This is a genomic window from Pseudomonas sp. MWU16-30322, assembly GCF_020515535.1.
Lineage (GTDB): Bacteria > Pseudomonadota > Gammaproteobacteria > Pseudomonadales > Pseudomonadaceae > Aquipseudomonas > Aquipseudomonas fluorescens_H.
The window spans coordinates 427,839-445,480 of the sequence record NZ_JAIWYL010000003.1 but is presented as its reverse complement, the minus strand read 5'-3'; the positions used below and the strand labels follow the sequence as shown (position 1 = coordinate 445,480).

Here is a 17,642-nt window from a genome sequence, read left to right as displayed (position 1 = left end):
CGACAAGTATTGCTTAAGCTGCTACCACGACAACGCGTACGGTGGCTTCAACTTCGGCGTGCAGGTGCACAGCCACGTCGAATTCACCCACGTTGCGGATGGTGCCGTTCGGCAGACGAACTTCGCTCTTCTGCACTTCAACGCCGGAAGCGGTCAGTGCGTCAGCGATGTCGTGAGTACCGATCGAACCGAACAGCTTGCCTTCGTCGCCAGCGGTGGCAGTGATGGTCACTTCCAGCTCGGCCAGTTGGGCAGCACGGCTTTCAGCCGATGCTTTACGGTCTGCGGCAGCTTTTTCCAGCTCAGCACGACGCTCTTCGAACGCAGCCAGGTTGGCAGCGGTCGCAGCGGTAGCTTTGCCGAAAGGCAGCAGGTAGTTACGGCCGTAACCGGCCTTAACGTTTACTTTGTCGCCCAGGTTGCCCAGGTTGGCGATTTTTTCCAGAAGGATCAGTTGCATGTGGAAATCCTCTTAACTTTTAACCTTCACCGTTCGCGTTATCGGTGTCTTTCGACACGTGACGACCGCGAAAATCAATCAGGCTGTCGACAATGGCCAGAACCACGAGCAACGGATAGAGCAGCTGCATGAACAACAGCAGCGTGACGTACAACCCCACCAGCCAGAAACCGGCCAGTCGCTTCTGCCCGACCAGCCCGTGAATCAGGGCGAGTCCGGCGAACACCAGCGGTACACTGCACAACGGCGTCAACATGGCCATCTGTGCACCGAGATTCGGGCCCAGAAGCATCAACGCCAGCAGCAACATCGCCGGCCCCAGCGGGATCCGGATGGCGCGAAACTCGCGACCAAAACCACCCGGGTTGTACAACAACGCCTGCCAATGACGCCCGACAATCAGGCTCAGCACGCTGACGATCTGCAACAGAGCCGCAATCAGTCCGGTCAGGACTGGTGCAATCAGGGACGCGAAGCGCGCTTGCTCATCGACCGACAATTGCTTGTAGGTTTCACCAAGAAGCGCCGGCATGACCTTTATCAAGGCCTGCGCGAGCATCTCGATCTGGGCCGCAAACGCTGCCCCGAGCACCACTGAAAACACCACTCCAATCACTACGCTGACCAGCAGCGTGCGGACCCAGGATTCGCTTGCGCGCAACACCAACGCAAGCCCCGAAGACCCCAGCAGCACCAGAAGTGCCCGTGGATCATCGGCATACAGCCACCAGATCAATGCCGGCAGCAGCCCCAGGGACAGAACGCCAATGGCGTCCGTCAGTCCGCGCCGCAGAAGCACCAGGCTCCCGGCGGCAGCACCCAACCAATACAACAACGGCAATGTTGCACACCCGGCCACTACGAGAGTGGCCTGCATGCGGCCGCGCATGATGAACTCAGCTATGGCACGCATGCATTCAATCCTTTGCTACTTGTCGACTGCCCGGTCTCAGCGGCCGTGGCTGTCGGTGTAGGCCAGCAGGGCCAGGAAGCGGGCGCGCTTGATAGCGGTGGCCAGCTGACGCTGATAACGAGCTTTGGTACCGGTGATGCGGCTTGGAACGATTTTGCCGGTCTCGGATACGTAGGCTTTCAGAGTGTTGAGATCTTTGTAATCGATCTCTTTCACGTCTTCAGCGGTGAAGCGGCAGAATTTACGACGACGGAAGAAACGTGCCATTTGATAGGCTCCTTAAAAGGTCCGTGGATTACTCGTCAGCGTTATCGCTGTTGTCGCTGTCATCACCCTCAACGCCATCAGCGTCGGAGTGCTCAGGACGGTCGCGACGCTCACGGCGCTCACTGCGGTTTTCTTCAGCCTTGAGCATCTCGGACTGGCCGGTAACGGCTTCGTCGCGACGGATGACCAGGTTACGGATCACTGCATCGTTGTAGCGGAAGTTGTCTTCCAGCTCGGCCAGGGCCTTGCCAGTGCATTCAACGTTCAGCATCACGTAGTGAGCCTTGTGAACATTGTTGATTGCGTAGGCCAGTTGACGACGGCCCCAGTCTTCCAGACGGTGGATTTTGCCGCCGTCTTCTTCGATCAGCTTGGTGTAACGCTCAACCATGCCGCCGACTTGCTCGCTCTGGTCAGGGTGGACCAGAAAGATGATTTCGTAATGACGCATGAATGCTCCTTACGGGTTGTAGCCTGCCGCTCAAAAACGGTCAGACAAGGAGTGAATGACACTTATGGACTTGCTGGCGCGGGGCACATGCGTGCCTGCCGTCACAGCAAGGGGCGCAATTGTAGAGAAGGGACTGCAGAGGTGCAAGGCAATTGGTGATTATTTGAACAATCACCATTTCTTCGCCTTCGCACAAAACACTGTGGGAGCGGGCTTGCTCGCGAATGCGTTTCATCAGGCAACATTATTGTTGTCTGACACACCGCTTTCGCGAGCAAGCCCGCTCCCACAGTTTGCTTGCGTACAGCCTTATTTCTTGGCTGCTGCCTTGGCCTTGGCACCGCGTTGACGCTGCGCTTCGAACAGGCACACGCCGGTTGCCACGGACACGTTGAGGCTGCTGACGCTACCGGCCATTGGCAGGTTCACCAGATAGTCGCAGTGCTCGCGGGTCAGGCGACGCATGCCTTTGCCTTCGGCGCCCATGATCAGGATGGTCGGTCCGGTCAGGTCCTGGTCATAAATGCTGACCTCGGCCTCACCCGCCGTGCCGACTACCCACAGACCGCGCTGCTGAAGCTTTTCCAGGGTGCGCGCGAGGTTGGTCACCGCCACCAGCGGAATCACTTCCGCCGCGCCGCAGGCCACTTTACGCACCACCGGCGTCAGGGTTGCCGACTTGTCCTTGGGCACGATCACCGCCAGCGCGCCGGCAGCATCCGCCGAACGCAGGCAGGCACCGAGGTTGTGCGGGTCGGTCACGCCGTCGAGCACCAGCAACAGCGGTGCACCTTCGGTGCGGTCGAGCAGCTCATCGAGCATCGCCTCGCCCCAGACCTGACTCGGACTGACGTCCGCGACCACGCCCTGGTGTACACCTTCAACCCAGGCGTCCATTTCGCGGCGCTCGGCCTGACCGATCTGCACACGATTTTCGTTGGCCAGTTCGATCAGGGTCTGCACGCGCGGATCGTTGCGGCTTTCAGCCAGCCAGATCTGCTTGACGCGTTTCGGGTGGTGACGCAACAACGCTTCTACCGCGTGAACGCCGTAGATTTTTTCCAACTGACTCATGACTTCGCCTTCGGTTTACGCGACCCGCCACTTTTGGCTGGAGCCGAACCCGCTTTCGGCGGGCCTTTACGGTGTTTGCTCGGTTTGGCTGGCTTGCCGCCGGCGGCCTTGTCAGGCGCCGACCGTCCGGTCTTTCCCCCAGACGCCGCTTTACCACCGCTTTTGGCGTCGGCCAGCAAGGCCTTCTTCATTTCACGGCTTTTGCGCAGCTCGGCGTTTTTCGCCACGGCATCGCTCGGGCGATAAGCCTCGGTAGCCTTTTCCTTGGCTGGACGACGGCTGGCGGTTTTCGCCGGCGCCTTCTCTTCCACAGCCTTGGTCGCTGCCGGAGCGGTGCTTTCGCTGCCGCGCTTCTTGCGACCAATCGGCGCGCTGATGGTTTTTTCAGCCATCTCGAAGTCGATCTTGCGCTCGTCGAGGTCGACGCGCATCACGCGCACTTCAACGGTATCGCCAAGACGGAAGCTGCGACCGGTGCGCTCGCCCGCCAGGCGGTGATGCACAGGATCGAAGTGGTAGTAATCGCCCGGCAGCGCGGTGACGTGCACCAGGCCTTCGACGTAGATGTCGGTCAGCTCGACGAACAGGCCAAAACCGGTCACCGCAGTGATCACGCCCGGGAACGACTCGCCGACGCGATCCTTCATGAACTCGCACTTGAGCCAGTTCACCACGTCGCGGGTGGCTTCGTCGGCACGGCGCTCGCTCATCGAGCACTGCTCGCCGAGTTGTTCCAGCGCCGCTTCGTCATACGGATAGATGCGCGCCTTCGGAATGGTCATCGCCCCGGCACGACGAACGTGCGGAGTGTCCTGTTTCGAATGGATCACGCTGCGGATGGCGCGGTGCGTGAGCAGGTCCGGGTAACGTCGGATCGGCGAAGTGAAGTGGGTATAGGCTTCGTAATTCAGGCCGAAGTGACCTTCGTTCTGGGCGCTGTACACCGCCTGACTCAGGGAGCGCAGCATCACGGTCTGGATCAGATGGAAATCCGGACGGTCCTTGATGCTCGCCAACAGGGCCTGATAGTCCTTCGGCGACGGGCCATCCTTGCCTTTGTGCAGAGACAGGCCGAGTTCGCCGAGGAACGCGCGCAGTTTTTCCAGACGCTCCGGTGGCGGGCCGTCGTGGACACGGTACAGCGCAGGGATTTCGTGCTTCTTGAGGAATTCGGCGGTGGCCACGTTGGCCGCCAGCATGCATTCCTCGATCAGCTTGTGCGCATCGTTACGGGTGGTCGGACGGATTTCGGCAATCTTGCGCTCGGAACCGAAGATGATCCGGGTTTCCTGCGTTTCGAAATCGATCGCGCCACGCACGTGACGGGCAGCCAGCAACACTTTGTACAGCGCATAGAGCTGCTTGAGGTGCGGCACCACGTCGGTGTATTCACCGCGAAGCTTGCGCGCTTCGGTGGCTTTCGGAGTTTCCAGCATCGCGCTGACCTTGTTGTAGGTCAGGCGGGCGTGGGAGTGAATTACCGCTTCATAGAAGCAGTAGTCGGTCATTTCGCCGGACTTGGAGATGGTCATCTCGCAAACCATGGCCAGACGATCGACGTGCGGGTTCAGCGAGCACAGGCCGTTGGACAGCTGCTCAGGTAGCATCGGCACCACGCGCTCGGGGAAGTACACCGAGTTGCCGCGCACCTGGGCTTCATTGTCCAGCGCCGAACCGATTTTCACGTAGCTGGAAACGTCGGCAATCGCCACGTACAACTTCCAGCCACCGGAGAACAGGCGCAGCTTGCCGGGCTTGGCTTCGCAGTAGACTGCGTCGTCAAAGTCGCGGGCATCTTCGCCGTCGATGGTGACAAACGGCAGGTGGCGCAGGTCGACACGCTTCTCTTTGTCTTTTTCTTCGACTTCCGGCTTGAGCTTGGCGGCTTCTTTCAGCACCGCTTCAGGCCAGACATGCGGAATGTCGTAGGTACGCAGCGCGACATCGATTTCCATGCCCGGCGCCATGTAGTTGCCGACCACTTCGACCACATCACCCTGCGGCTGGAACCGCGGCGTCGGCCAGTGGGTGATCTTCACCTCGACGAACTGACCGATCTGCGCGTTGGCGTTGCGGCCTGGAGTAACCAGCACTTCCTGCTGGATCTTCGGGTTGTCGGCAACGACGAAACCGATACCGCCCTCTTCGAAGTAGCGACCGACGATCGTTTCGTGGGCACGGGACACCACCTCGACGATCACCCCTTCACGGCGCCCGCGACGATCAAGACCGGAAACACGGGCCAGCGCGCGGTCACCATCGAACACCAGACGCATCTGCGCCGGGCTCATGAACAGGTCATCGCTACCGTCGTCCGGCACCAGGAAACCGAAACCGTCACGGTGACCGCTGATGCGGCCGAGGATCAGGTCGAGCTTGTCCACTGGCGCATAGGTGCCACGGCGGGTGTAGATCAATTGAGCGTCGCGCTCCATGGCGCGCAGACGGCGGCGCAGGGCTTCTATCTGGTCTTCGGTGGTCAGACCAAACTCTTCGACCAGTTGCTCACGGGCAGCAGGCGAACCCCGATCAGCAAGGTGCTGAAGGATCAGTTCGCGGCTGGGAATAGGGTTTTCATATTTTTCCGCTTCACGAGCGGCCTCGGGATCGAGGGACTGCCAATCGGCCATTAGAGAGTTTTCACCTTGTCTATATGCGGGTTAGTTTGGCATAGGCGCCATCAAACGGGAAATTTCCGACTCTATAAGGCCCTTCTATAGGCTTGTATCGACGCCTGAAAGCCCTTTTGAACACCGCCGGTAAAAAAATTCATTTTTTTTGCTGACAGGGGTTTACAGTTAAAAAGGCGCTCCGTATAGTGCGCGCCATCGACGACGTACACACGTTGGCGAGATGCCCAGGTGGTGAAATTGGTAGACACGCCAGCTTCAGGTGCTGGTGACCTTACGGTCGTGGAAGTTCGAGTCTTCTCCTGGGCACCAATTTCGAGTTTGAGACTAGATCAGTTTCAAGGCTCACACAAAAACCCGCGAAAGCGGGTTTTTTGCATTCTAAGCAACCGATTTGTTAAAACCGATTAACTAAAATTAAATCAGGGGTTTACAGATCAAAAAGCGCTCCGTATAGTGCGCCACATCAACAGCGGCAACGCTCGCGATGAATGCCCAGATGGTGAAATTGGTAGACACGCCAGCTTCAGGTGCTGGTGACCTTACGGTCGTGGAAGTTCGAGTCTTCTTCTGGGCACCAATTCAAACTCAAGGTCACGATCTTGAGTTTCCCAAAAACCCGCGAAAGCGGGTTTTTGCGTTTCTGGCGTTTGAAAACCTGCAGCTCCCTCGCCACACATGATCACCAGATCATGCTCTAGCAAACCTCCGCCCTCCCCGCAAGGCGCACTTGAGAAACAATATCGTTTATCATTGTTGCAAGTTTTTGCAATGCGACAGTGAGGAACCCTGCGAATGATGTTTCGAAATACCCTGCGCCGCGGCTTGACCTTCACCCTGCTCGGCCTGGCACTCGCCACTCCCCTCACCCAGGCAGCCGATGCGGTTTCCCTGACGCTCTACAACGGTCAACACAAGGAAGTCGGCGATGCGATCGCCAAGGCCTTCGAGGCCAAGACCGGCATCCACGTCAATGTACGCAAGGGCAGCAGCAACCAGCTCGCCAGCCAGGTCATCGAAGAAGGCGACCGCTCCCCCGCCGACGTGATCTACACCGAAGAATCCCCGCCACTGAACAACCTCGGCGAGCAAGGTCTGCTGGCCAATACCGACGACGCCACGCTGGCCGTGCTGCCCAAGCAATACGTCGCCGGCAACGGCACCTGGATCGGTGTCACCGCCCGGGTTCGCGTGGTTGCCTACAACCCGAAACTGGTCGATGAGAAAGACCTGCCGAAGTCGGTGATGGAATTCTCCGATCCGAAATGGCAAGGCAAAGTCGGTTTCGTACCAACCAGCGGCGCCTTCCAGGAACAGGCCGTGGCGATCATCAAGATGCATGGTCGCGACGCCGCTGAGGAATGGCTGACCGGCCTGCGCGCTTTCGGCAAGACCTACAGCAACAACATGGTCGCCCTTAAAGCCGTGGAAAACGGCGAAGTCGCCACGGTGCTGGTGAACAACTATTACTGGTTCGCTCTGCAACGCGAGAAAGGCAAACTCGACTCGAAACTGCATTACTTCACCGGCGGCGACGTCGGCGGGCTGATCACTGTTTCCAGCGCTGCCGTCCTCAAATCCAGCAAACATCCAAAAGAAGCCCAGCAATTCCTCGCCTACATGGCCAGCGAGGAAGGCCAGCGCGTGATCACCCAGACCACCGCCGAATACCCACTGCACAAAGGCATGGAATCGGATCGCGGGCTCAAGCCGTTCAGCGAACTGCAAGCGCCAAACGTGACCCCGGCCGATCTGGGCAACGCCGAAGAAGCCTTGGACCTGGAACGTGAAGTTGGCCTGAACTGATGGCCACATCGTTATCCGCCCCCGCCGCGCGCGGGGGTTATGTGCCACGACGCAAACGGCCGTCGATCTGGCTGGTGCTGCCGGTTTTATTGCTGGTGGTCATGAGCCTGTTGCCTCTGGCCTATGTCGGCCTGAAAGCCTGGCAGGCCGGGTGGGCCGAAGCGCTGCACCTGTTGTGGCGCCCGTACGTATTCGGTCTGCTGCGCAACACCCTGGCGCTGATGGTCGGCGTAACGCTGACTTGCGGCGTGATCGGCCTGTCACTGGCATGGCTGCTGGAGCGCAGCAATCTACCGGGACGACGCCTGTGGGGGGTGATTCTGTGCTTGCCATTCGCGGTGCCGGCGTTCGTCAGCAGCTTCACCTGGGTGTCGTTGAGCGCCCAGTTCGAAGGTCTTGGCGGGGCGATTCTGGTGATGAGCCTGTCGAAGTATCCGCTGATCTTTCTGCCGGTCGCGGCGACCCTGCGCAACCTCGATCCGTCCCTTGAAGAATCGGCTCGCACCTTGGGACAGAATCGCTGGGGCGTGTTTTTCCGCGTCACCCTGCCGCTGCTCTGGCCGTCGCTGCTGGCCGGCTCGCTGCTGATTGCCCTGCACATGCTGGTCGAGTTCGGCGCGCTGTCGATCATCGGCCTGCAAACCTTCACCACGGCGATCTACCAGCAATTCGAACTGGAATTCAGCAACGCCAACGCGGCGATGCTTTCGGCGGTGTTGCTCGCGCTGTGTCTGATGCTGTTGTGGCTGGAGCTGCGGGTGCGCGGCAAGGGTCGGCATGTGCGCACAGGCCAAGGCGCGGCGCGTCAGGCCGAACAAGTGCGTCTCGGGCCATGGGCCGTTGTCGGTCAGCTGTATTGTCTGCTGCTGGCGATCGTCGGCAGCGGGATTCCGCTGGGCATGCTCGCGTACTGGCTGGCGGTTGGCTCATCGGCGGCCTTCCCGGTCGCAGCGATCACCGAGGCTCTGCTGTCTTCGCTGGCCTTGTCGCTCGGTGGCGCAGCTTTGTGCTTGCTGCTGGCAGTGCCGGTGGGGCTGCTAGTGGTGCGTTACAAGGGTCGACTGGCGATCTGGGCGGAGCGCTTGCCGTATCTGCTCCACGCCTTGCCAGGCCTGGTGATTGCGCTGACGCTGGTGTATTTCGCCCTGCATTACGTGCCGGCGCTGTACCAGACCTCGGCATTACTGCTGATCGCTTATGCGTTGCTGTTTCTACCGTTGGCGCAGGCACCGATTCGTACGGCACTGAACAAGGCTGCGCCGCAGCTGGAAGAAGCGGCACGCACGCTGGGGGCGTCGTCGTTCACCGCGTTTTGCCGGGTGACCCTGCCGATCATCTTCCCGACACTGGGCGCGGCGTTTGCGCTGGTGTTTCTGGACGCAATGAAGGAACTGACGGCGACGTTGCTACTGAGCCCGACCGGGCTTAACACGCTGGCGACCGAAGTCTGGGCGCATACCGCGAACGTCGAGTTTGCGGCGGCAGCGCCTTATGCGGCGTTGTTGATAGTGGTGTCCGGGTTGCCGGTATATCTGTTGACGACGCGGATGTATCTGAGCCGCTGACCCCGCTTTCGCGAGCAGGCTCGCTCCCACATTTTGACCGAGTCCCACCAGAGGAATGCGATCGAATGTGGGAGCGAGCTTGCTCGCGAAGAGGCCCGCCAGACGACCTCAAGCCCTGAACTGCCCCAGGCTTGCCTTCAGCTGCGCCGCCAAACCATCCAGCACCTTGCCACTGGCCGTGGTTTCCACCACCGCCTGCGCGGCTTTCTCGGCCTGGGCATGAATCGTCTCGACCCGCCCACGCACCGCCTGCGCGCCCTGCGCCTGATGCGCCGCCGCCTGCGTCGCCAGACCAATCGCCGCATGCACCTGCTCGACCGAGGCCTGCACCGACTGCTGCAGGCGTGCGCTGTCGCGTAACACCAGCAAACCTTCGCTGGCCTGACGCCCGGCCTGTCCGATCGCTTCAACCGCCTCACGCGCGCCCTGCTGCAACGCGACGATGTGCGCCTGAATGTCGCCGGTCGAGCTTTGTGTCTTGCTCGCCAAGGCGCGCACTTCATCCGCGACCACGGCAAAACCGCGCCCGGTCTCGCCGGCCCGCGCGGCTTCAATCGCCGCGTTAAGCGCCAGCAGGTTGGTCTGTTCGGCGATGCCGTGAATCACCGTCAGCACCACTTCGATCTGTTCGCTCTGCTGCGCCAGTCGCTCAATGACTTTCGCCCCGGTGTCGACCTGTCCGGCCAGCGCCTCGATCAGGCTGCCTACTTTCGCCGAGGTCCGAGTGTTTTCGTCGGTGGCCTGGCGAATATCCACCACCTGTTTCAACGCCGCCTGCATGGCATGGCTTTCCGATTGCGCCTCGTCAGCCATTTGCGACAGCGCGCGCAGACTTTCCGCCACTTCATCACGCTGCATCCCCGCCGCCGCATCGGCACCGGCATTGCGCAGGGTCATGGCGCCGATTTCCACGCCGGTACGTTGGGCCACGTCGCCCGCCTCGCGCACGATCGGCTGCAACTTATCCACAAAGCGATTGACCGCCGACGCCATGTCGCCGATCTCGTCTTTGCTGTTGATCTGCACGCGCTTGGTCAGATCGCCCTCGCCCGCCGCCAGATCATCCATCGCCGCGTTGAGCATCTTCAGGCGATTGACTACCCGATGACCGAGCACCACCGCCAGCAACAGCAGTACGCCAAATCCAACCAGCGCCAGGCCCATGCCGATCCGCCAGCGTAGCGTCCCCGCGGCATCCTGCACGGTGCTCGCGGTATTAGCCTTCATCTCGGCAGCCGTGGACTGCGCCGACTGCAGGCGGGCGCGCATGGCCGTGGCGCTGTCAGCAGCCGCCCCCTTCAGGCTGTCGCCGACCAGTTGATCACTGCTGGCGATCAGCGCCGAGAAACGTTTGTCGAGCGCCGCCAGATCAGTTTCCACCGACGCCGTCGAGACACCCATCAGCACCTTGCCGATTTCCACACCATTGGGGTTGATCGAGGCCTCGAGGTAGTAGACCGACGGATCGTTCTTCGCCGCATCCAGCACTTTATCGAGCGCACGCTCGCCCTGGCCTTTTTCCAGCAAGGCCTTGTTGATCGGGTTTTCGCGATTGAGATAACGCGTCAGGTGCTGACCGGTGGCGTCATCGTAGACCACGAACAGCACGTTGGGATTGCGCTGGGCGCGCCGGGCGAACTCGGAGAGGGTCGGTACGTCGTTATCCCACATGGCACGGGGCGCGACCGAGGCGAGCAACTGGGCCATGTCGTTGGCCGAGTCCTTTAGGTCTTTTTCCAGAGTCGTACGCAGCTGCGCCTGCTCCTCTTCCAGACGCGAAGACAGACCCGCAGTAAGACGCTGACGAGTACTGGCGGACAAGGCGTCGAGGCTCGACGTGACTTCACGCCCGGCTTGCTCCAGCTCACCCGAAAGCTTCTGGCTGTCTGCGCCGAGGCGAGTGCCGAGATCGGCTTCCAGCGCCGTGACGGTGCTTCGTGTCAGGGCGACTGCCACCAGCACTTGCACCAAAAGGGCGATACCAAGGGTAACGAACACGGGCCGCAACAAACGGCTTTGTAACAGTGAGAGAACGGCCGACACTGTGAATCCCTCTACTTCTGACGCCATTAATTTGATGGCACTCTTGTAGGAAGATTTACAGCAAAGGTCATGCCGTCCAACAGGCATAAACGACAAAGGCCCCGATTAAGGGGCCTTTGTTTTTTACATCAACGACTTATCAAGCGAACGGATGACGCAGAACGATGGTTTCGTTGCGATCCGGGCCCGTCGAAATAATGTCGATCGGCGCGCCGATCAGCTCTTCAACGCGTTTGATGTAGGCACGAGCGTTAGCTGGCAGCTCTTCCAGGGTTTTGGCACCCACGGTCGATTCGGTCCAGCCCGGCACTTCTTCGTACACAGGCTGCAGGCCCACGTAGCTGTCAGCGTCGGTCGGCGCCACGGCGTTGCCTTGCGCGTCCTTGTAGCCGGTGCAGATGTTGATGGTTTCCAGGCCATCGAGGACGTCCAGCTTGGTCAGGCAGATGCCCGAGATGCTGTTCACATCGATCGCGCGACGCAGGATGACGGCGTCGAACCAGCCGCAACGACGGGCACGGCCGGTGGTAGCGCCGAACTCGTGACCTTGCTTGGCCAGGTGCGCACCCACGTCGTCGAACAGCTCAGTCGGGAATGGGCCCGAACCAACGCGAGTGGTGTATGCCTTGGTGATGCCCAGGATGTAGTCCAGGAACATCGGGCCAACGCCCGAACCGGTCGCCACGCCACCTGCGGTGGTGTTGGAGCTGGTCACGTACGGGTAGGTACCGTGGTCGATGTCGAGCAACGAACCCTGGGCGCCTTCGAACATGATGTCTTTGCCGGCGCGACGCAGGTCGTGCAGCTCGGCAGTCACGTCGAGCATCAGCGGCTTGAGCAGCTCAGCGTATTCCTTGCACTCGGCCAGGGTCTTTTCGAACTCGATGGCCGGCTCTTTGTAGTAACCCACCAGCATGAAGTTGTGGTAATCCACCAGTTCACGCAGCTTGTCTTCGAAGCGCGGCATGTTGAGCAGGTCGCCCACGCGCAGGCCACGACGTGCAACCTTGTCTTCGTAAGCCGGGCCGATGCCGCGACCGGTGGTACCGATCTTCAGCTCGCCACGGGCTTTTTCACGGGCCTGGTCCAGCGCCACGTGGAAGGACAGGATCAGCGGGCAGGACGGGCTGATACGCAGGCGCTCGCGCACCGGTACGCCTTTCTCTTCCAGCTTGGTGATCTCACGCAGCAGGGCGTCAGGTGCAACCACCACGCCGTTGCCGATCAGGCACTGCACGCCTTCGCGCAGCACGCCCGACGGGATCAGGTGCAAGACGGTTTTCTCGCCGTCGATCACCAGGGTGTGGCCAGCGTTGTGGCCACCTTGGTAGCGCACTACGGCGGCAGCATGTTCGGTCAGCAGATCAACGATCTTGCCTTTGCCCTCATCACCCCATTGGGTGCCCAGGACTACGACATTCTTACCCATAACACTTGTCCTCATTCGCGCAAACTTGGTGCCGGCGATGGCCGGCAGGAAAACTCAAGAAGCCAGTGGCGATACTTGCCAAAGCCCGTTCTGCTGAATCAATTGCCGGTCGCAGTCCGCATCACGGGCGGCGGCCAAAGGTTGTCCAGGCAACGCCTGAACGACACGCTGACCCTCACTGCGCAACTGGCAAACCTGCTGCCAGAGTGCCGCATCCGTACTGTCAGGCATCCAGATACCGCCAGACGGTAGCTCGATCTCAGCACGCCCCAGGGTCACCAGGGTTTTCAAATCGGTAGAGAAGCCGGTCGCCGGACGGGCACGACCGAAGTCGGCGCCGATGTCGTCGTAACGACCGCCCTGAGCGATGGACTGGCCCACGCCCGGGACAAATACCGCGAACACCACACCGGTGTGGTAGTGGTAGCCGCGCAGCTCGCCCAGGTCGAAGTACAGCGGCAGCTCCTGGAAACGCGTCGCCAGACGATCGGCGATCTCCAGCAAATCTTCCAGCGCGGCCAGCACCGGCGCCGGCGCATTGGCCAGACGCTCACGGGCGGCGCTCAGCACTTCACGGCCGCCACACAGGTCGACCAGCGCCCGCAACATGCCGGACAGATCGGCCGGCAGGCCCTCGGTCAAGGTAATGACCTCGTCGATGGCCTTGCGTTGCAGCGCATCGAACAACTGCTGCTCGACTTCACCGGACAGACCGGCGGCGCGCGCCAGGCCACGATAGATGCCGACATGACCAAGGTCCATGTGCACGTCCGGCACATCGGCCAGTTGCAGCATGGCCAGCATCAGGCTGATCACTTCAACGTCGCTGCTCGGGCTGGCATCGCCGTACAGCTCGGCACCCAGCTGGATCGGGCTGCGCGAGGACGACAGTGCACGCGGCTGGGCATGCAGCACGCTGCCGGCATAGCACAGACGGCTCGGGCCTTCGCGACGCAGGGTGTGCGCATCGATGCGCGCCACCTGCGGCGTGATGTCGGCACGGAAACCCATCTGCCGGCCCGACTGCGGGTCGATGACCTTGAAGGTACGCAGATCCAGATCCTGGCCCGCACCGGTCAGCAGGGATTCCAGGTACTCGATATGGGGAGTCACGACAAACTCGTAACCCCAGCTCTGGAACAGATCCAACACCTGACGACGCGCGACTTCAATGCGCGCCGCTTCCGGTGGCAGTACTTCTTCGATGCCATCTGGCAGCAGCCAGCGGTCTACCGTTGCCATTACGCCATTCCCCTTTGATCCGGGCGGCCAGCCTGCGGGCGAGCCTTGAGTGAAGCAGAAAATGACCGACTCGTTCAAAACGCACGCGCATGAACGACGCGGCGAAAGGCCTGTTACCGGCTTCGCCCATCACTTTCCTCGAAATACTCTCGGGCCATTCAACCCGATGCCTGCAACAAAAAACAGCAATCAAACGTGCAGACGCAAAAAAGCCGGGAATTTCCCGGCTGCCGCATCATACACACGTTTTCCCAAAGGATCACCCCGCCCGAGGTTTTAGCCGCCGGGCGGAGTGATTCAGGTCAACGTCGTATCAAGGCTTGGACTTTTCCAGGTAACGGAAGAAGTCGCTGCTTGGGTCGAGAACCATGACGTCGGATTTGTTCGCGAAGCTTTCACGGTAGGCACGCAGGCTACGGTAGAAACCATAGAACTCCTGATCCTGACCGTAGGCCTTGGAGTAGATCGCAGCGGCCTGGGCATCGCCATCACCGCGAATCTCTTCGGATTCACGATAGGCTTCAGCCAGCAACACGCGGCGTTGACGATCGGCGTCGGCACGGATGCCTTCGGCCAGCTCGTTACCCTTGGCGCGGTGCTCGCGAGCTTCACGCTCACGCTCGGTGCTCATACGTTCGAACACGCTGCGGTTCACTTCCTTCGGCAGATCGATGGCCTTGACCCGGACATCGACCACTTCGATACCCAGCTCTTTTTCCGCCATCGAGTTCAGCGACGCGGTGATGTCAGCCATCAACGCATCACGCTCACCCGACACCACTTCGTGCAGGGTGCGCTTGCCGAACTGGTCACGCAGGCCCGATTCCAGGCGACGGGACAGACGCTCATCGGCGATTTGCTTGAGGCCGGAAGTCGCGGTGTAGAAGCGCTCGGCATCTTTCACGCGCCACTTGGCGTAGGCATCGACCATTACGGCTTTCTTTTCCAGGGTCAGGAAGCGCTGTGTCGGTGCATCCAGCGTCATCAGACGTGCGTCGAATTTACGCACCTGGTTAACGTAAGGCACTTTCACATGCAGACCTGGCTGAACATCGGCCTGAACCACACGACCAAATTGCAGCAACACCGCACGCTCGGTCTGAGCCACGATGTAGAAGCAGTTCCAGCCCACCAGTACCACAACAACGCCAACGATCAGGGCGATCAGCGATTTATTGCTCATCAGCGGGTCTCCCTTGTGCGTGTCTGCGGCAGATCAGTGACATGCGGCGCGACATCCGTGTTGTTGCTGGCAGCGGCCGAACCGGTCACCGGTGCATTGCTGCCCGAACTGTTCTGAATCATTTTGTCCAGCGGCAGATAAAGCAAGTTGCTCTGGCCGTTCTTGTTGCCGGTCACGAGTACCTTGCTGGTGTTGCTGAAGACTTCCTGCATGGTGTCCAGGTACAGACGCTGGCGGGTGACTTCAGGTGCCTTGCGATACTCGGCCACCAGTTTGGTGAAGCGGTCAGCCTCACCCTTGGCGCGCGAGACTGTTTCGTCGCGGTAACCGTTGGCATCCTCGAGGATGCGCTGGGCCTGACCACGGGCTTCCGGCACGACGCCGTTGGCGTAGGTTTCAGCCTGGTTGCGCGAACGTTGCTCGTCTTCACGGGCGCGGATCACGTCGTCGAAGGCTTCCTGCACTTCACGCGGGGCTGCCGCGTTCTGTACGTTGACCTGAGTGACGGTGATACCGGTGCGATAGGTATCGAGGAAGCGTTGCAGACGCTCCTTGATTTCGCTGGCCATCAATTCACGACCTTCGGTGAGCACCTGATCCATGGCGGTCGAACCCACCACGTGACGCAGGGCGCTGTCGGTCGCATGCTGCAGGCTGATTTCCGGCTGATCGACGTTCAGTACGAAGTCCTGCAGGTTGCTGATCTTGTACTGCACGGTCAGCGGCACTTCGACGATGTTCTCGTCTTCGGTCAGCATCTGGCCCTGCTTGGTGTAGGCACGCTCACGCGTGACGTTCTCCATGTACTTCTTGTCGATCGGCGGGAAGTAGATGTTCAGGCCGGGGCCGACCGTCTCGTAGTACTTGCCGAAGCGCAGCACCACGGCTTGCTCCTGCTCGTCGACCACATAGACCGCGCTGTACAGCCAGACAGCCGCCAGCACGACGAGGCCGATGCCGAGCAGACCGCCGAAGCCGCCACCACTCCTGCCCGAACCACCGCCGTCATCACCACCGCGTTTCTTACCACCACCGAACAACCCGTTCAGGCTTTCCTGCAGCTTTCGGAAGGCCTCGTCGAGATCCGGTGGCCCCTTGCGGTCGCCGTTATTGCGGCGCTTGCCACCCCAAGGATCCTGATTATTCGAGTTGCCACCCGGCTCATTCCAAGCCATAGCGCTCTCCATCTGATAAAGCAAAGACGCACCCACGGCGCGCCGACCAATGCTACAGAATGCCTGCCGTCGCGGCACAACCGCTTTGCCAGGCTTTTATTGCAAAGTGTGTTGCTCGATGAATTCCATCGGCTGCAATCCTTCGCGGCTTACCAGTCGATTCAACTCGACCCGGGGCAAACGAACGGCCAGCAGGCAGATGCCTTCTTCGTCATGCTCTTCTTTCTGTACCGCACCGAGTTCGAAGAACTGCGCACGCAGTCGAGCGAACCGTTGTGGCAAGCGCAATGTCCCCACAAACAAATCACTGCCCAGCAACTCGGCAATGGCCTGCTCAAGCAATTCCAGACCCGTGCCATCACGCGCCGACAGCCAGACCCGCTGCGGTTTGCCATCGGCATCGCGCTGGATCTGTGGCTCAACGCCTTCAAGCAAATCGAGTTTGTTGTATACCTCGAGGATCGGCAAGTCCTGGGCTCCGATCTCGCCCAACACCACCATCACCTGCTCGATCTGCAACATGCGATCCGGTTCGGCCGCATCGATCACGTGCAACAGCAGGTCGGAATTGCTCGACTCTTCGAGCGTAGACCGAAATGCTTCGACCAGCTTGTGCGGCAAGTGCCGAATGAACCCTACCGTGTCCGCCAGGACAATCGGCCCCAGGTCGTCAAGTTCCAGACGGCGCAAGGTCGGGTCCAGCGTGGCGAACAACTGGTCGGCCGCGTACACCTCGGATTTGGTCACGTTATTGAACAGCGTGGATTTGCCGGCGTTGGTATAGCCCACCAGAGAAACGGTAGGGATATCCGCACGGGAGCGGCCGCGTCGCGATTGCTCGCGCTGGCTGCGTACTTTTTCCAGACGACCCTTGATCTGCCGCAGGCGAACCCGCAGCAGACGCCGGTCGGTTTCGAGCTGGGTTTCACCCGGACCACGCATGCCGATACCACCACCCTGACGCTCAAGGTGAGTCCAGCCGCGAACCAGCCGGGTGCTCATGTGGTCAAGCTGGGCCAGTTCTACCTGGAGCTTGCCTTCATGGGTACGGGCGCGCTGGGCGAAGATATCGAGGATCAGGCCGGTACGGTCGATCACGCGACACTCGAAAACACGTTCGAGGTTACGTTCCTGACTGGGCGTGAGAATGTGATTGAAAATCACCAGATCGGCCTTTTCGGCATGGACCAGGTCGCGTAATTCCTCGACCTTGCCGCTGCCAATCAGGAATTTGGCGGTTGGCCGATGACGCGGTACGTTAAAAAACGCAACGGTCTCGGCGCCCGCCGAATTAGCCAATTCCTGAAACTCCTGCGGATCTTCGCGCGCCTCAGGGTCCTGACCTTCCAAGTGAACGAGGATGACTCGCTCACCACCACCGTGGCGCTCAAAGAACAAAGGAGA

The 17,642-nt window shown here is 60.4% G+C and carries 14 protein-coding genes and 2 tRNA genes; 4 read left to right on the top strand and 12 right to left on the bottom strand.

Annotated elements, in window-relative coordinates; genetic code table 11:
• Positions 1-13: 13 nt before the first annotated feature.
• The 6 genes from rplI to rnr all read right to left on the bottom strand — a co-directional run bounded on the left by rplI (position 14) and on the right by rnr (position 5,795).
• Positions 14-460: a 50S ribosomal protein L9 gene (gene rplI, locus LCH64_RS07825; protein ID WP_003221136.1), complete on the bottom strand. Its 447-nt coding sequence runs from the start codon at positions 458-460 to the stop codon at positions 14-16.
• A gap of 19 nt (positions 461-479) precedes the next feature.
• Entirely contained in the window at positions 480-1,373 is an 894-nt protein-coding gene (locus LCH64_RS07820) for a hypothetical protein (protein WP_003221135.1), read from the bottom strand.
• Positions 1,374-1,409: 36 nt separating this feature from the next.
• Positions 1,410-1,640, bottom strand: coding sequence for a 30S ribosomal protein S18 (gene rpsR / locus LCH64_RS07815; RefSeq protein WP_002551829.1), 231 nt, complete (start codon positions 1,638-1,640; stop codon positions 1,410-1,412).
• A 28-nt stretch (positions 1,641-1,668) separates the two neighbouring features.
• Positions 1,669-2,091: a 30S ribosomal protein S6 gene (gene rpsF / locus LCH64_RS07810; protein ID WP_003221133.1), complete on the bottom strand. Its 423-nt coding sequence runs from the start codon at positions 2,089-2,091 to the stop codon at positions 1,669-1,671.
• Between the two features lie 309 nt (positions 2,092-2,400).
• Positions 2,401-3,165: a 23S rRNA (guanosine(2251)-2'-O)-methyltransferase RlmB gene (gene rlmB, locus LCH64_RS07805; protein ID WP_003221131.1), complete on the bottom strand. Its 765-nt coding sequence runs from the start codon at positions 3,163-3,165 to the stop codon at positions 2,401-2,403.
• The gene (rnr, locus tag LCH64_RS07800; RefSeq protein WP_103522253.1) at positions 3,162-5,795 is read right to left on the bottom strand and encodes a ribonuclease R; all 2,634 of its coding nucleotides are present in this window, start codon (positions 5,793-5,795) and stop codon (positions 3,162-3,164) included. Before rnr ends, rlmB begins: the two co-directional genes overlap by 4 nt.
• A 225-nt stretch (positions 5,796-6,020) precedes the next feature.
• Between rnr and LCH64_RS07795 the strand changes: the two genes are divergently transcribed.
• The 4 genes from LCH64_RS07795 to LCH64_RS07780 all read left to right on the top strand — a co-directional run bounded on the left by LCH64_RS07795 (position 6,021) and on the right by LCH64_RS07780 (position 9,166).
• Positions 6,021-6,107: transfer RNA gene (locus tag LCH64_RS07795), tRNA-Leu, on the top strand.
• A 181-nt stretch (positions 6,108-6,288) separates the two neighbouring features.
• Positions 6,289-6,375: transfer RNA gene (locus LCH64_RS07790), tRNA-Leu, on the top strand.
• 215 nt (positions 6,376-6,590) lie between these two features.
• The gene (locus LCH64_RS07785; RefSeq protein ID WP_226499904.1) at positions 6,591-7,601 is read left to right on the top strand and encodes an iron ABC transporter substrate-binding protein; all 1,011 of its coding nucleotides are present in this window, start codon (positions 6,591-6,593) and stop codon (positions 7,599-7,601) included.
• Positions 7,601-9,166, top strand: a complete 1,566-nt coding sequence (locus LCH64_RS07780) for an iron ABC transporter permease (RefSeq protein WP_226499903.1) — start codon at positions 7,601-7,603, stop codon at positions 9,164-9,166. Before LCH64_RS07785 ends, LCH64_RS07780 begins: the two co-directional genes overlap by 1 nt.
• 108 nt (positions 9,167-9,274) lie before the next feature.
• On the opposite strand, the gene LCH64_RS07775 is transcribed toward LCH64_RS07780, so the two are convergent.
• From LCH64_RS07775 to hflX, 6 genes are all read right to left on the bottom strand, one after another.
• Positions 9,275-11,209 carry a methyl-accepting chemotaxis protein gene (locus tag LCH64_RS07775; RefSeq protein WP_003221124.1) on the bottom strand — a complete coding sequence of 645 codons (1,935 nt, stop codon included), beginning with the start codon at positions 11,207-11,209 and terminating at the stop codon, positions 9,275-9,277.
• 139 nt (positions 11,210-11,348) lie between these two features.
• Entirely contained in the window at positions 11,349-12,638 is a 1,290-nt protein-coding gene (locus LCH64_RS07770) for an adenylosuccinate synthase (protein ID WP_003221122.1), read from the bottom strand.
• Positions 12,639-12,692: 54 nt separating this feature from the next.
• Positions 12,693-13,880, bottom strand: a complete 1,188-nt coding sequence (locus LCH64_RS07765; protein ID WP_226499902.1) for an ATP phosphoribosyltransferase regulatory subunit — start codon at positions 13,878-13,880, stop codon at positions 12,693-12,695.
• Positions 13,881-14,193: 313 nt separating this feature from the next.
• Positions 14,194-15,063, bottom strand: a complete 870-nt coding sequence (gene hflC / locus LCH64_RS07760) for a protease modulator HflC (RefSeq protein ID WP_226499901.1) — start codon at positions 15,061-15,063, stop codon at positions 14,194-14,196.
• Entirely contained in the window at positions 15,063-16,238 is a 1,176-nt protein-coding gene (hflK, locus tag LCH64_RS07755) for an FtsH protease activity modulator HflK (protein ID WP_003221116.1), read from the bottom strand. Before hflK ends, hflC begins: the two co-directional genes overlap by 1 nt.
• A gap of 96 nt (positions 16,239-16,334) precedes the next feature.
• On the bottom strand, positions 16,335-17,636 hold the full coding sequence (gene hflX / locus LCH64_RS07750) for a ribosome rescue GTPase HflX (RefSeq protein ID WP_003221114.1): 1,302 nt from the start codon (positions 17,634-17,636) through the stop codon (positions 16,335-16,337).
• Positions 17,637-17,642: the final 6 nt, after the last annotated feature.